General features: G+C 72.2%; 13 protein-coding genes. 8 read left to right on the top strand and 5 right to left on the bottom strand.

From position 1 onward, the window contains the following. Positions 1–70: 70 nt before the first annotated feature. Positions 71–592, bottom strand: coding sequence for a GNAT family N-acetyltransferase (locus tag OV427_RS18440; protein ID WP_267857432.1), 522 nt, complete (start codon positions 590–592; stop codon positions 71–73). A 165-nt stretch (positions 593–757) separates the two neighbouring features. On the opposite strand from OV427_RS18440, the gene OV427_RS18435 reads away from it, so the two are divergent. Then, positions 758–1279 (top strand): hypothetical protein, encoded by a 522-nt coding sequence (locus OV427_RS18435; protein WP_267857431.1) that lies wholly within the window; start codon positions 758–760, stop codon positions 1277–1279. 493 nt (positions 1280–1772) lie between these two features. Here OV427_RS18435 and OV427_RS18430 read toward each other — a convergent pair whose 3' ends face one another. Then, on the bottom strand, positions 1773–2513 hold the full coding sequence (locus OV427_RS18430) for an SDR family NAD(P)-dependent oxidoreductase (RefSeq protein ID WP_267857430.1): 741 nt from the start codon (positions 2511–2513) through the stop codon (positions 1773–1775). A gap of 122 nt (positions 2514–2635) precedes the next feature. Here OV427_RS18430 and OV427_RS18425 point away from each other — a divergent pair, with 122 nt between their 5' ends. The 4 genes from OV427_RS18425 (at position 2636) to OV427_RS18410 (ending at position 8853) form a co-directional block, all read left to right on the top strand. Beyond that, a complete protein-coding gene (locus OV427_RS18425) occupies positions 2636–3388 on the top strand; it encodes a DUF1338 domain-containing protein (RefSeq protein WP_267857429.1) in 753 nt (250 codons plus the stop codon). 128 nt (positions 3389–3516) lie between these two features. Then, complete coding sequence (locus tag OV427_RS18420; RefSeq protein ID WP_267857428.1) at positions 3517–4299, top strand: hypothetical protein; 783 nt, start codon at positions 3517–3519, stop codon at positions 4297–4299. 110 nt (positions 4300–4409) lie between these two features. Continuing rightward, the gene (locus OV427_RS18415; protein ID WP_267857427.1) at positions 4410–6641 is read left to right on the top strand and encodes a GAF domain-containing sensor histidine kinase; all 2232 of its coding nucleotides are present in this window, start codon (positions 4410–4412) and stop codon (positions 6639–6641) included. Between the two features lie 103 nt (positions 6642–6744). Then, the gene (locus tag OV427_RS18410) at positions 6745–8853 is read left to right on the top strand and encodes a S9 family peptidase (RefSeq protein WP_267857426.1); all 2109 of its coding nucleotides are present in this window, start codon (positions 6745–6747) and stop codon (positions 8851–8853) included. 50 nt (positions 8854–8903) lie between these two features. On the opposite strand, the gene OV427_RS18405 is transcribed toward OV427_RS18410, so the two are convergent. The 3 genes from OV427_RS18405 to OV427_RS18395 all read right to left on the bottom strand — a co-directional run bounded on the left by OV427_RS18405 (position 8904) and on the right by OV427_RS18395 (position 11495). Then, positions 8904–9485, bottom strand: a complete 582-nt coding sequence (locus OV427_RS18405) for a GNAT family N-acetyltransferase (RefSeq protein ID WP_267857425.1) — start codon at positions 9483–9485, stop codon at positions 8904–8906. A gap of 73 nt (positions 9486–9558) precedes the next feature. Next, entirely contained in the window at positions 9559–11109 is a 1551-nt protein-coding gene (locus tag OV427_RS18400) for an OmpA family protein (protein ID WP_267857424.1), read from the bottom strand. Between the two features lie 26 nt (positions 11110–11135). Further along, a complete protein-coding gene (locus tag OV427_RS18395) occupies positions 11136–11495 on the bottom strand; it encodes a DUF4398 domain-containing protein (protein ID WP_267857423.1) in 360 nt (119 codons plus the stop codon). 216 nt (positions 11496–11711) lie between these two features. Here OV427_RS18395 and OV427_RS18390 point away from each other — a divergent pair, with 216 nt between their 5' ends. From OV427_RS18390 to OV427_RS18380, 3 genes are read left to right on the top strand one after another with little or no spacing between them, the layout of a single operon-like run. Continuing rightward, entirely contained in the window at positions 11712–12596 is an 885-nt protein-coding gene (locus tag OV427_RS18390; RefSeq protein ID WP_267857422.1) for a 5'-3' exonuclease, read from the top strand. 42 nt (positions 12597–12638) lie between these two features. Then, positions 12639–13259, top strand: coding sequence for a type IV toxin-antitoxin system AbiEi family antitoxin domain-containing protein (locus OV427_RS18385; protein WP_267857421.1), 621 nt, complete (start codon positions 12639–12641; stop codon positions 13257–13259). Beyond that, positions 13256–14167, top strand: a complete 912-nt coding sequence (locus OV427_RS18380; RefSeq protein ID WP_267857420.1) for a nucleotidyl transferase AbiEii/AbiGii toxin family protein — start codon at positions 13256–13258, stop codon at positions 14165–14167. Before OV427_RS18385 ends, OV427_RS18380 begins: the two co-directional genes overlap by 4 nt. Positions 14168–14172: the final 5 nt, after the last annotated feature.

Here is a 14172-nt window from a genome sequence, read left to right as displayed (position 1 = left end):
GCAATCAGCTCGCGGGCCGTTCGTGTTCCAGGCGCATGCCGTGTCTTCTCGAAGCCCGGGCCCGGGAGCTTCAGCCCCCGCGCGGCCCCGGCAACCACTCCATGGCGAGGTACGGGTCCGCGTCCGTCATCGGACCTGGGGTCGCCGCCGCCGGCTCCGGCCGGAAGCCGAGCCGCTCGTACAGCGCGCGTGCCGGGCTGGCGGAGAGCACGCGCAGCCGCAGCGGGACGTGGGCCTTCGCGGCCTCGTCCATCAGCTCGCGCAAGAGCCGCGTCCCCACGCCCGCGCGCCGGTGCGCCGGCAACAGGGCGATGTCCACGAGGCGCCACTCCTTCGCGCCGCGCGTCACCAGCAGCCTCCCGGCGGGCGCGCCATCCACCAGCACCACCCGGTGGTCCGCCCCGGCGTACCGCGTCGCCCAGTCCCGGCCCTGCGCCATCCACTGCATGCGCAGGAAGGCGTCACGCTGCGCGGGCGCCCAGCCCCACATGGCCACCTCGCCCTCGCGCGTGCTCGCGTACAGGGTGAACAGGAACGCCTCGTCCGAGGCGGAGGCGGGGCGGAGCGTGACGGGCAAGGTGGCACGGAGCATGGACTTCCGGGCAACCCCACGTCCACCACCGCACTCGGGCCACCCGCCGCGTCCTCCACCCGACGGCGGAGGCCTGCAACCGCCAGCTCCGACACCCCGGGATTCACCGCTCAGACGTCAGACCCGGATGGGAGTCTGGGGGGACTTTTCATTCAGGAGCACGCCATGAAGAAGACGCGAGACGAGGAGCTGACGCTGGCCCTCCAGGAGGCCCGCGAGACGGAGGCCCGGTGGCGAGGGCTGGCCGCGCGGCTGCTGGAGCTGGGCGACGACGCCATGGACGCGCAGCTCCTGGTGGCCTTCCGCGCCGCGCGCGAGGAGGGCGTGGTGCCGCCGGACGCGGGCTTCTTCCTGGTGGCCCACATCCTCACCGCCATGGCGGACGAGGCCATCGCCGAGGACCCCCGCGTGCGCCGGCTCGCCTGCGAGCTGGACCTGATGGAAGCCGAGTACGGCGTGGGCGACGGCGTCTGGCGCGACGACGAGGAGACGCCCGAGGACTGGGAAGCGCTGTGCGTGGAGTACGAAGTGGCCTGCGACGAGGCCCGCGCCACCTTCTTCCGCGCCTACGGCGAGGAGGACATGGCCCGGCTCTACATGGAGGACCGCCTCTGCTTCCACCGCCGCTTCGAGAGCGGGCGCCGCTTCTTCCACGGCCTGCCCATGCACCCCGAGCACCTGCACTGAGCCTCCGCGCCGGACGCCGGGAAGATTCACCGGCGGGCGCGTTCCACTGCCACCGGCGCGGGCTCCGGTGTGGGAGTCCGCGCTGGCAGGGGGTGGGGACGGGCCTGGGGGCTCGTCCCCACTCTCGCCTTCAACCTCTCAAAGCCCAGGAGTTTCGCGGACCTGGCCGAGGGGCTCTCGCGCATCCATGGCGTAATCTTACCGTGTCGAACGTGTCAATTAGCTGTGCTTCAGGATGGCGCAATGCGCTGTTGGTGAAGGTGCTTGCCTCCCCCTGGCGTTTTCCCCCGGCACACCCTATTCCCGCGCTCGCTTCCGGGCGGTGAGGAGTGGTGGCGGGAAGGAAGTCAATGCATACCATCGGTGTAGAGACTCGAAACTCCAAGGCGAGTCTCTAGCAGCCTCCGCGCTGCACGGCGGCGCGCGTTTCCAGCAGTGAAGTCCCCTCCAAGGACCTGGAATCGCGCGCCGCCGCTCTTTTTTCTCCCCCCAGCTAGAACTTCTCGGGCGCGGGCCGCACGTCGAGCTCCTGCGTCCACGCGGAAGCGTCCTGCCGGTGGAGCTGCCAGTACGTCTCGGCGATGGCATCCGGCGACAGCCGGTGCGCGGGCTTCGGTCCGCCCCGGGCGTGCGTGCGGTCCGTGTCGATGATGCCGTCGATGACGACGTGGGCCACGTGGATGCCGCGCGGGCCGAACTCGCGGGCCAGGGACTGCGCCAGGGCCCTCAGTCCGAACTTGCCCGCGGCGAAGCTCGCCGAGCGCGGGCCGCCGCGCAGCGACGCGGTGGCGCCGGTGAACAGCAGCGTGCCGCGCCCCGCCTCCAGCATGGCGGGCAGCACCTCGCGCGCGCACAGCACGCCGCCCAGGCAGTTGATGCGCCACGAGGACTCGAAGTCCTCGGGCGACGTCTCCAGGAAGCCCGCCATGTGGAAGACGCCGGCGTTGTAGACGCAGACGTCCGGGGCGCCGTGCTCCTCGCGCAGCCGGGCGAAGGACGCCTTCACCGCGCCCGCGTCCGTGGCGTCGGTGGGGTAGATGCTCGCGTTTCCTCCGGCCTGCTGGACGTCGTGTTGGACCTGGCGCAGCGTCCCCTCGCTCCGGGCGAAGAGGCCCACCGTGTAGCCCTCGCGGGCGAAGCGCCACGCCAGCGCCGTGCCCAGCCCGGGGCCCGCTCCCACCACCGCGGCCACCTTCGGAGCTGACTTCGCGGCCGACTTCGCAATCGTCGTCATGGCCGGCCCGGTTAACGCGCTCGCGCCCGCGCGGCCATCCGACATGAGCGGCCCCGTCACCCGGCCAACGGTGGACCGTGCGCGGCGACGCTGCCCGGGACGGGGCGCTACATTGCCGCGCCATGACGACTGCCCACGCCACCCGCCTGCTCGATTTGCTCTGGGAGCGCTACGCCGCCGAGGTGCCCTACGCGCGCACCTTCGTCCAGCTCTCCGGAGGCCGCTTCCGCAATGACCATGTCGCGCTGCGCTCGCTGGCGCGGCCCGGCGGCGGCATCGCCCTCTTCTCGCGCCCCTTCGAGCGGCTCGGCTGGAAGGCCGCGGGCACGTACACCTTCCCGGACGCGCACCTGTCCGCCATCTACATGTCCCATCCCGCCGGGCTGCCGCGCGTCTTCATCTCCGAGCTGAAGCAGGAGGAATTGTCCCCGCGCGCCCGCGAGCTGCTCGCCGCGCTGCCCGAGGACGTGCCCGCGCCCGAGGACGTGGACGCGCTCGCCGCGTGGTTCTCCCCGCCGCCGCCGCCGGACGAGGCCGCGCTGCTGGAGCTGGAGAGGGAGTCGCAGTACGGCGCCTGGCTGCTCGCCTTCGGTCGCAAGGTGAACCACTTCACCGGCACGGTGGATGACGTGGAGGCGTGGCAGCGGCGCATGCGCGAGGCGGGCGTGCCCATGAAGGCGGACATCGAGGGCGCCGCCGGCACGTCGCTGCGGCAGACGGCCACCCACGCCGCGCCGCTGCCGGTGACGCTGAGGGGCGGCGGCACGCGTGCGTGGCCCTACGCGTACTTCGAGATTGCGCAGCGCGCGCCGGACTTCGACGGCTTCCTCGGCCCCCAGGCGCGCGCGCTCTTCGACATGACGAAGCGTGGATGACGCGCCGCGCTCCGCGTGTGGGGCACGGCGCGTCATCCAGGACACCCGGGGCGCTTCCCGGCTGCCTGCCCTGCGCGCGGGCCCCCGGGCAGGAACGGCGGCCCGAAAACTCTCTATGCTCCCGCGCCATGCCCACTTCCCAGTCTCTTCCTTCCCTCGTCCTGGCCGCTGGCCTCTCGCTGGCGCCCGCCGTCGTGCTGGCGGAGGACACGACGACGACCGAGCTCGAGCAGAACCTCAACAGCATGGACCGCTTCTTCACCTTGTCCGAGAGCGCGGCCACGCCGCCCACGGACGTGCGCGCGGAGACGGGCGGCAGCGCCCGGGAGGGCGGCACGGGCGTGGGCGACTCCTACGGCATCTCCCAGCGGGTGGAGATGAACGTGCTCGAGCACCTGTCGCTGCGCGCGGGCGGTGAGCTGCGCATGGGCACGGGCAAGGGCTTCAGCCCGGAGGCGCAGGTGAAGTACCAGTTCTTCAACCAGGCCGCGGACGGGCTGAACGCGTCGGCGGGCGTGCGCTACAAGCAGCTTGGCTTCGCGTCCGACGGCGGCGAGGCGGAGGTGTTCCTCGCGGCGGGCAAGCGCTGGGGCCAGTTGCTGGGCACCGCCAACTTCGTCGCCGGCACGGGCGTGTCCAAGCGCGAGGCGGACCTCGAGGGCCACGTGGGCCTGGGCTACCTGCTGGGCGAGAAGCTCATCGTCGGCGTCAACACGCGCTTCCAGCAGGAGGTGGTGGACGAGCCTGGCGAGGTGAAGGGTACCGGCCGCGAGTTCGAGATGCTCTCCGGTGGCCTCGTCGGCTACTCGTGGGGGCCGGTGGACCTGTCCGCGCTGGCCGGCTGGTACTTCCCGCGCAAGACGATGACCAGCGGCCCGCTGGCGCAGCTGCAGCTCGGCCTCAACTTCTGAGCGCGCGGTTCAGTCGCTGACAGGCGGATTGCCCCGGCCGTGGACACTTGCCGGGCCGGGGCGCTTCAGGGCCATTCGATGGGCACGGTGTTGGTGTTACGCCTGCAACCGTGTCCGCACCTCCCGAGTCGCACCCCGGGCTCGGCTTCCCAGGGGACCTCCTCGCTCAGCTCCCCGAGGCCATCGCGGCGTTCAGCCGGGAGGGCCGCTTCCGGTACGTGAATGCCGCCGCGGAGCGGCTCTTCGGCGGCGCGCTCGGCGCGCTCGTCGGCCGCACGCTGGAAGAGGTGCGCCCCGGAGCGGACGGGCGCGCGCTTCACGAGGCCCTCGCGCGGGTGGAGGAGAGCGGGCGGCCGGAGCGTTTCGAGTACCGCTTCTCCCCGGTGCGGTGGCTGGACGTGCGCGTCCACGCCGATGCGGAGGCGCTCTGGCTCATCGCCGCGGACCTTCCCGGAGCCCCGCGGACCCCGGTGTCCGGGGAGGCCGCGAGCGCGAAGGCCCGGCTCCCCGCGGATGCGCTGCTGGAGGTGGAGCGCGAGGCGAGGACGCGCGCGGAGCGCACGGCGGAGTATGCCCGGCGGCTCCAGGAGGTGACGCGGTTGCTGGGGCAGGCGCTCTCCGGTCCGGAGGTCGCCGGGGCGGTGCTGGAGGTGGGGGTGAGCGCGCTCGGCGCCATCAACTGCGGCATCTGGCTGCTGGACGGCACGGGGCGGCGGCTCGAGATGATGCAGTCGCGCGGTTTTGGCGCCGAGGCGCTGGCGGTCTTCAGCGCCTTTCCGGTGGACGCCCCGGTGCCCGTGGCGGAGGCGGTGCGGGGCGGCGAGCCGGTGTGGATGCCGAGCTGGGCCGAGTATGCGCGGCGGGTGCCTGCCTCGGACGAGCGCGCCCACGGGGTGGTCTTGCGCGATGAGATGACGGCGGCGTGCCTGCCGCTGCACGTGGAGGGACGGGTCATCGGCGGGGTGGCCTTCGGGTTCCAGGGCCCGCACCTCTTCGAGGACGCGGAGCGCTGGTTCCTCCAGATTCTCACCCAGCACGCCGCGCAGGCGCTGGAGCGGGTGCGACTGTTCGAGGCGCAGCGCACGGACATCACCGAGCGCAAGCGCGCCGAGGCCCGCACGCGCTTCCTCGCCGAGGCGGGCGCGCTCCTGTCCTCGTCGCTGGACTACGAGCGCACGCTGGCGGCGGTGGCCCGGGTGGCGGTGCCGTCGCTGGCGGACTGGTGCGCCGTGGACATGCCCGAGCCCGACGGTCAGGTGCGCAAGTTGGTGGTGGCCCACCAGGACCCGGAGCGCGTGCGGGTGGCCATGGATTTCCACGCCCGCTATCCCCCCTTGCTGAGCGCGGCGGGTGGCATCGGCAAGGTGCTGCGCACCGGCGAGCCGGAGTTCGTGGAGCACCTCACCCAGGAGATGGTGGACGCCGCCGGGTCGGACCCGGTGCGGCGCGACGCGGTGCGGGCGCTGGGCATCCGCTCCCTCATCTGCGTGCCCCTGCGCAGCCGGGGACGCATCATCGCCGCGCTGACGCTGGTGTACGCGGACTCGGACCGTCACTACACCGAGGCGGACCTGTACCTGGCCCAGGAACTGGCGCTGCGCGCGTCCGCCGCCATCGACAACGCGGCCCTCTACCGCGAGGCGCAGGAGGCCGTCGCCGCGCGCGACACCTTCCTCGGCGTGGCCTCGCACGAGCTGAACACGCCGCTCACCTCGCTGGCGCTCAACCTGCAAACGCTGCAGCGCGCGGTGGAGCAGCTGCCGCTGGACGCGCACCCCGGCCGCCCGGCGGTGGGCCCGAAGTTCCAGTCCGCCCAGCGGCAGGTGGCGCGGCTGGCCAGCCTCATCCGCGAGCTGCTGGACGTCTCTCGCATCACCGAGGGCCGGCTGAAGCTGGAGCCCGAGCCGATGGACCTGGCGGAGCTGGCGCGCGAGGTGGCGGCGCGCGCGGCCGAGGACGCGGCGCGGGCCGGGTGCGAGCTGCGCCTGCGAATTCCCGCGTCCGTCGAGGGCGTGTGGGACCGGCTGCGGCTGGACCAGGTGGTGCAGAACCTGCTGTCCAACGCGCTCAAGTACGGCCACGGCCAGCCGGTGGACCTGGAGCTGGAGGACGGCGCGGACGCCGTCACGCTGCGGGTGAAGGACAGGGGCCTGGGCATCTCCGCGGAGGACCAGGCCCGGCTGTTCCAGAAGTTCGAGCGGCTGGCGAGCGAGCGTCACTACAGCGGCTTCGGCCTGGGACTCTGGATTGTGAAGCAGGTGGTGGACGCGCTGGGGGGCCGCATCCACGTGGACAGCGCCCCGGGGCAGGGGGCGACGTTCACCGTCGTCGTTCCACGCTGAGTCAAGTTCCCGGGAGGGCGTACCCGTCACGTGAAGGGGTGCGCGTACCATTCGCGGCCCGCTCCTGTAGGCTGGGTGCCTCTTCCATGACCTCCTGGGGGACATGATGCAGCGGGTGGCGCGAATCTTCGGACTGGGTGTGGTGCTGCTGGGCGCGGGGCCGGTGCTCGGTCAGCAGGGCCAGGCGGGTGACGCGGGCGTGGAGGTGCGCCGCGCGGACGTGGCGCTCCAGGGCGCGGTGGCGAAGGCCGTCCGGCCGCCGCTCGACGCCGTCTACGAGGCGCTCCAGCGCACCGTGCGCTTCCGGCAGGTGGCCCTCGCTCCGAATGGCCGGCGCCTGGCGTGGGTGGAGTCCGGCTCGGAAGCCGCCGGGGCGAACCCGGGTGGCAGCATCATCCAGGTGCTGGACCTCACCGGGTCCGACGCGAAGCCCGAGCGCATCACCGTCTGCCTGGCGATGCGCTCGTGCAACGAGTCCTCGCTGGCGTGGAGCCCGGACGGGCGGAAGCTCGCGTTCCTCTCCGACGCGGGGCTGGGCGGGCCGGTGCAGCTCTACGTCGCCAACGTGTCCGAAGGCCCGGTGCGCAAGCTGACGTCCTTCCAGGGCCCGGCCTCCGGGCCGCGGTGGTCTCCGGACGGGGACTCCCTCGCGCTGCTCGTCATCGAGGGCGAGGGCGCCGAGCACGCCAAGGGCCCCACCGGCCCCGCGGCGCGTGAGACGGGCGTGGTGCAGGAGGCGCACCCGGTGCGGCGCGTGGCGGTGGTGGACGTGGACGACGGCGCCGTGCGGAAGGTGACGCCGGAGAACCTCTTCGTCTACGAGTACGCGTGGAGCCCGGACAGCGACCAGCTCGCGGTGACGGCCGCGCCGCCGCCGGGGGACGCGAACTGGTGGGTGGCGAAGCTGCACGTGGTGGAGGTGAAGTCGGGCCGCGCGCGGCTCTTGTACACGCCGAAGTGGCAGCTCACCGAGCCCACGTGGAGCCCCGACGGGAAGCAACTGGCGTTCATCGAGGGACTGATGAGCGACCAGGGCTCCAACGGCGGGGACGTGTACGCGGTGCCGGTGGCGGGGGGCAAGGCGCGCAACCTCACGCCGGGGATGAAGGCCACCGCGACGAGCCTGGACTGGGTGGAGAAGGGGCGGCTGGTGTTCGGCGCGCAGGTGCTGGGGGACTCGGCGCTGGCGACGGTGGACCCGGTGAAGGGTGGGGTGACGATGCTGTGGAAGGGCCCCGAGCGCATCAGCGCGGGCGGGGTGGTGGGCGCGTCGCTGGCGGAGGACGGCGTGACGAGCGCGGTGGTGCGCGAGTCCTTCACGCGGGCGCCGGACGTGTGGGTGGGGCCGGTGGGGGAGTGGAAGCCCGTCACGCGCCTCAACGCGGACGTGAAGCTGCCGGTGGGGCCGGTGCGCAGCGTGACGTGGAAGAGCGAGGGGCGGGACGTGCAGGGCTGGCTGCTGGCGCCGCCCACGGCGCCGGTGGGCAGCGCGCGGGCGCCGATGGCGACGGTGATTCACGGCGGGCCGGCGTCGGGGGTGCTGTCCGCCTTCCAGTCGCAGGCGCTGATGCTGACGAGCCAGGGCTACTACGTCTTCTTCCCCAACCCGCGTGGCAGCTTCGGGCAGGGGGCGGACTTCGTGCAGGCCAACCGGCGGGACTTCGGGTACGGCGACATGCGCGACATCATGTCGGGCGTGGACGCGGTGCTGGCGAGCGAGCCGGTGGACCCGGCGCGGCTGGGCGTGATGGGGTGGAGCTACGGCGGCTACATGACGATGTGGGCGGTGACGCAGACGCAGCGCTTCCGCGCGGCGGTGGCGGGGGCGGGCATCTCCAACTGGCAGAGCTACTACGGGACGAACCACATCGACACGTGGATGCTGCCGTACTTCGGCGCGTCCGTGTACGACGAGCCGGACGTGTACGCGCGCAGCTCGCCCATCAACTTCGTGAAGCTGGTGCGCACGCCGACGCTGCTCGAGCACGGTGAGCGGGACGTGGAGGTGCCGGCGTCGCAGAGCTACGAGTTCTTCAAGGCGCTCAAGGCGCTGGGCGTGGAGACGCAGTTGGTCATCTACGCGGATGAGGGACACGGGCTGCGCAAGCCGGACCACCTGAAGGACCGGACGCTGCGGATGGTGGAGTGGTTCGACGCGCACCTGCCGCCGCCGAACCTGCCCGCGGCGAAGGTGCCGATGCCGCTGCGCTAGCGGGCGTCAGCGGAGTAGCCCGCTCAGCGGGCGTCATCGGAGTAGCCCGCTCAGCGGGCGTCATCTGGAGTCGCGACGAGGCTGGTGAGGACGTGGTCCCTCCAGCGTCCGTCGATGAGGAGGAAGTCGCGGGCGTAGCCCTCCACGACGAAGCCGAGGCGCTTCAGCACGGCGGCGCTCCGGAGGTTCTCCGGCAGGTGGTTGGCCTGGAGCCGGTGCAGGCCCAGCGGGCCGAAGGCGTAGTCGCGGATGGCGCGCAGGCCCTCGGTCATGAGGCCCTGGCCCTCGTGGCGCTGGTCCAGCGCGTAGCCGAGGTCCGCGGCCTGGAGGGGGCCTCGGCGGATGTGGGTGAGGGAGATGTTGCCGATGACGGGCGCGGTGGCGAGGGGCTCGGTGCGCGGCAGGAGGAACAGGCGCAGGGACAGGTCATGCCGGAAGTCCTCGCGGTCCTGCGCGAGCCGGGTGCGCCAGTAGGTGACGGAGAAGAAGTTGGCGGGCCGCGCGGGCGACACCGGGTCGAAGTGCTCACGGTTCGCCTCGTAGTAGGCGAGCACCCGCCACGCGGCGTCCGGCGGGAGCAGCGCCAGGGAGAGACGCTCGGTGGTGAGCAGGGCGGTGGTGTCGGAGGGCATGGCGCGAAACCGCCCCCGAGGCTACTGCGTCCCGGAGGCGGAGGTCGTCGCGACTGCTGAAGGGAGCTCGGGTTCAGCGCGGCGGCTGCGTGTCGCTCTGCCCGGGCTGGGCGCCGGGCTGCGGCGGGGTGGCGCCTTCCTGGATGTCGCTGTCGAGCGAGCCGCTCCCGCCCTGGCCCTGCACGTCGGTGCCGCTCGGCGCCGCGGGCTGTGCCGGAGGCGCGGAGTGTCCCGTGCCCACGTCCTGCCCGCTGCCGCCCGAGCCGCTTCCACCCGTCGGAGGCGTGGCCTGCTGGGCGCCACTGCCCGTCGTCCCACGCTCGGGAGGCGTGGCCCGCGGCGGTTGGACCTGCGTGCCTTCCTGCGAGGGCTGCTGCTGAGAGCCCGTGCCGCCCGTGCCCTGCTGCTCCTGACCACTGCCACCCACGGCCTGGCCGCGCTCGATGACGATTTCCACACGCCGGTTGTTGGCCCGGCCCTCGGGCGTGCCGTTGGACGCCACCGGCCTGTACTCACCGAAGCCCCGGATGTTGATGCGCTCCGCCGGCACGCCGCGCGAGGTGAGGAACTCCCGCACGCGGTCCGCGCGGCGGTAGGACAGGTCCTCGTTGTACTCGTCCTTGCCCTGCGAGTCCGTGTGGCCCTCGATGAGCAGCGGGCTCTGCGTCTCCTTCAGCACGTCCGCCACCTCGGACAGCCTGTCGCGCGCCGCGGGCAGCAGGTCCACCGCGCCCGACGCGAAGAGCACGCTGCCGGAGAGCGTCACCACGATGCCGCGCTCCTCCTCGCGCACCTTCAGGCCCTTCTCCGTCTCCTGCAGCTTCGTCAGCGCCGCGGTGGCACTGCGCTCCGCCTCCACCCGCGCCTGCCGTTCCTGCTCGGCCCGCTGCTCGGCCTGCTGCTCGGCCTGTACCCGCGCCTGGCGCTCCGACTCGAGCTGCGCGGTGCGCTGCTGCAGCTCCTGGTTCTGCTGCGTCAGCCGTTGTGCCTCGGCCTCGGCTTGCGCGCGGCGCTGCTCCTCCGTCTGCCGCCGCGCCGTCTCCTGGGACAGCTGCTGCGCCTCCGACTGCCGCTGCTGGGCCTGGGCCCTCAGCTGCTCCGCCTCCTGCTGGCGCTGCTGCGCATCCGCCCTCAGGCGCTCCGCTTCCGCCTGCTGCGACTGCGCCATCTGCGAAGCGCGCTGCTGCTGCGCGAGCGCTTCCTGCCGCTCACGCTCGGCCTGGGCCAGTTGCTGCCGCGCGGCGTCCAGCTCCGACTGGACGCGTTGTTGCTGCATCGCCTGCGACTGCGCGAGCGAGGCCTGCGCCTTCGCCCGCTGCTTCGCCGCGAGGTCCCCGGAGCCACGGGCCTCCGCGGTCTCCGCCTTGCGCAGTGCCACATAGGCGAGCGAGCGCGTCCGGGGCGAGTCCTTGCTGTTGTCATACTCGCGCTCGGCTTCGAGCAGCGCGTCGTGGGCCTCGGCGACGTCCTGTGGCCGCTCATGGCCCTGGGGGCTGGTGGCCAGCTGCTGGTACGCGGTGCGCGCGTCCATCAACTCCCGGGGCGGAGGCCCCGAGGCGCAGCCCACCGCGACCATTGCCGTGGCCCCGACGAGGGCCTTCCATCCACGCTTCCAAAGCACCATGACGCTCTCCTCTCGGGGTGGGCGGCTCACTGGAGGCTGCGGCGCGCGGACTCGGCCTGCTGGGTGGCCGTCCGCGCCTCGCGTTCGAGGGGCACCGAGCGGGCCAGCGCGAGCGCCAGGTCCGCGTCCGCTTCAGCCTGCTGGAAGCGCAGCTCCGCGGCCTCCTGCTCGTCCGCGGCGAGCAGTCGCTCGCCGTCGGCAATCTGCTGCCGGGCGAACTCCAGGTGCTGGGCGGCCTCGGGGACGCGGCTGGCGCCGGCCCCTTCCGCGGCCCTCAGCGAGGCCTCTGCCTGGACACGGCGCTCAGTGGGAGCGGGAATGACACGCTGGCCGGCGCACCCGACGAGGGTCAGGCACATCACGGCGGCAATCAGCTTCGGGCGCACGGTTCACCTCCAGCCGTCAGGGCACCACCGGGCGCGGGACGTCGCGCCCAATGCCAGAGGTGGGGCCGCCCCTCCGGGCCGACAATCCGCCCGCGACAGAGACGCCTGAGGAGGGGCCGGGCAGGCACGCAGGCACCTGTCCCGGAGTGTGAAGTCCCTTGTCACGGCACATGAGGGGACTGGCCGGGACGCACCCGGCGGAGGTAGACGGAGCGTATGCGCCTGCACCTCGTGGATGGGACGTATGAGCTGTACCGAGCCCACTTCTCGCCCCGGCCCGGCCATGAGGCGCCGGGCGGACAGGACGTGAAGGCGACGGTGGGGTTGATGTCGTCGCTGCTCATGCTGCTGCACGACGCCACGGAGGCGGTGACGCACGTGGCGGTGGCGTTCGACAACCCCATCCGCTCGTTCCGCAACGCGCTGTTCGCCGGCTACAAGAGCGACGAGGGCGTGCCGCCGGAGTTGCACGCACAGTTCGACCTGGCCGAAGAGGCGGTGCGCGCGCTGGGCGTCACCGCGTGGTCCATGAAGGAGTACGAGGCGGACGACGCGCTGTCCACGGCGGCGGCGCGCTTCGCGGGCCAGGTGGAGCAGGTGCGGCTGATGACGCCGGACAAGGACCTGGGCCAGTGCGTGCGGGGGAAGAAGGTGGTGCAGGTGGACCGGCGGCAGGAGAAGGAGTTCGACGAGGAAGGGGTGCGCGCGAAGCTGGGCGTGCCGCCCGCGAGCGTGCCGGACCTGCTGGGGCTGATGGGGGACGACGCGGACGGCATCCCCGGCCTCACGGGCTTCGGTGAGAAGGGGGCCTCGGCGTTGCTGAGCGCCTACGGCCACCTGGAGGCGATTCCGGCCGAGGCCTCCGCGTGGACGGTGCGCCCGCGCGGCGCGGAGAAGCTGGCGGCGACGCTGCGCGAGCACCGCGAGGACGTGCTCTTGTACCGCAAGCTGGCCACGCTGGTGACGGATGCGCCGCTGCCGGGCACCGCGTCGCTGGCGGACCTGGAGTGGAAGGGCGTGCCGCGGGAGCGCTTCGAGGCGCTGTGCGACAGGCTGGGGCTCAACACGCTCAAGCGCCGCCCGAAGCGCTGGACGGCGTAGCGAGAGACAAAACGCCTTCAGATATCTACATTTGAAGGCACCATGTCTCCCAGCCGTCCCCCCCAGAAGGCCTTCGAGCGAGAGGTGCGCCTCATCCAGGCACGGGGCGGTGTGCTCCGCATGTCGGAGGTGCTGCGGCTCGGAATCTCCCGCAGGGCGTTGTACGGCATGCGCGATGCCGGAGTGTTGGACACGCTCGGTCGCGGGCTCTATCGCCTGAGTCGGCTGGCGCCGCTCGGCCATCCGGACCTCGTCACGATTGCAACGCGCGTCCCCCGAGGCGTCATCTGCCTCGTCTCCGCGCTCTCCTTTCACGAGCTCACCACCGAGGTGCCGCACGTCGTGGACGTGGCGCTGGAGCGGGGCGCCAGACATCCCCGCGTCGACCATCCGCCAACTCGCTTCTTCTGGTTCTCCGGTGCCGCCTTCCACGAGGGCATCGAGTCCCACGTGCTGGACGGACGGGAGGTCCACGTCTACGGACCGGAGAAGACGCTCGCGGACTGCTTCAAGTATCGGAACAAGGTGGGCATGGACGTGACGCTCGAAGCGCTGCGGCTGTGGCGCTCGCGACGCCGCAAGCACCTGCCGGCCCTACTCCTGCATGGGCGCCAGTGCCGCGTCGAAAAGGTGATGCGGCCCTATCTGGAGGCGCTCATTTGACGAAGAAGAACCTGCCCGCATCCGTGCAGGCCCGCTTGATGAACCAGGCCCGTGAAACCCAGCGGCCCTTCCAGGAATTGCTCCAATACTACGCCATGGAGCGATTCCTCTATCGCCTGTCATCCTCACCCCACCGCGCGCGCTTCGTGCTCAAGGGGGGATTGATGCTGCACGTCTGGAAGGCGCCCCTGGCGCGCGTGACGCGGGACGTGGACCTGCTCGGGCGGCTGGAGAACTCGCTGGCCGTGGTGGGGAGGACCATCAGGGAGGTCTGCGTGACCGAGGTGGAGCCGGACGGCCTGCTCTTCGCCCCGGACTCCCTCACCGTCGAGCACATCCATGAAGCGGCCGAGTCTCCAGGCGTGCGGGTTCGCTTCACGGGGCTGCTCGGGAAGGTGCGACTGGGGATGCAGCTCGACATCGGCTTCGGTGACGTGGTCGTCCCGGGCCCGGTGCCCCTCGTCTATCCGACGCTGCTGGACCTGCCCGCCCCATCACTGGAGGGCTACCCACGTGAGACGGTCATCGCGGAGAAGTTCCAGGCGATGGTGTTCCTCGGCGCCCTCAACAGCCGGATGAAGGACTTCTATGACATCTGGCTGCTGTCTCGCCGCTTCGACTTCGACGGCGCCGTCCTGACAAGGGCGGTGGCCGCGACCTTCGCCCGGCGAGAGACGCGCCTCGAGCCCGCGCCCCTCGCCTTCACGAAGGACTTCGTCGGCGGCGCGCACGCACGGGTTGGATGGAGCGCGTTCCGCAAGAAGTCCGGTCTGCTGAATGCTCCGGAAGACATGGGCGCCGTCGTGGAGGCGCTTGCCGCCTTCCTGGGGCCTGTCGCATCGGCCTGCCAGGAGGGGAGGTCCTTCGACCGGCGGTGGCCAGCGGGCGGTCCGTGGTCCGGACCCTGATGCCC

The organism is Pyxidicoccus sp. MSG2, assembly GCF_026626705.1.
Lineage (GTDB): Bacteria > Myxococcota > Myxococcia > Myxococcales > Myxococcaceae > Myxococcus.
The sequence above is the reverse complement of the archived record's forward strand: the minus strand, read 5'-3'. Positions and strand labels throughout refer to the sequence as shown.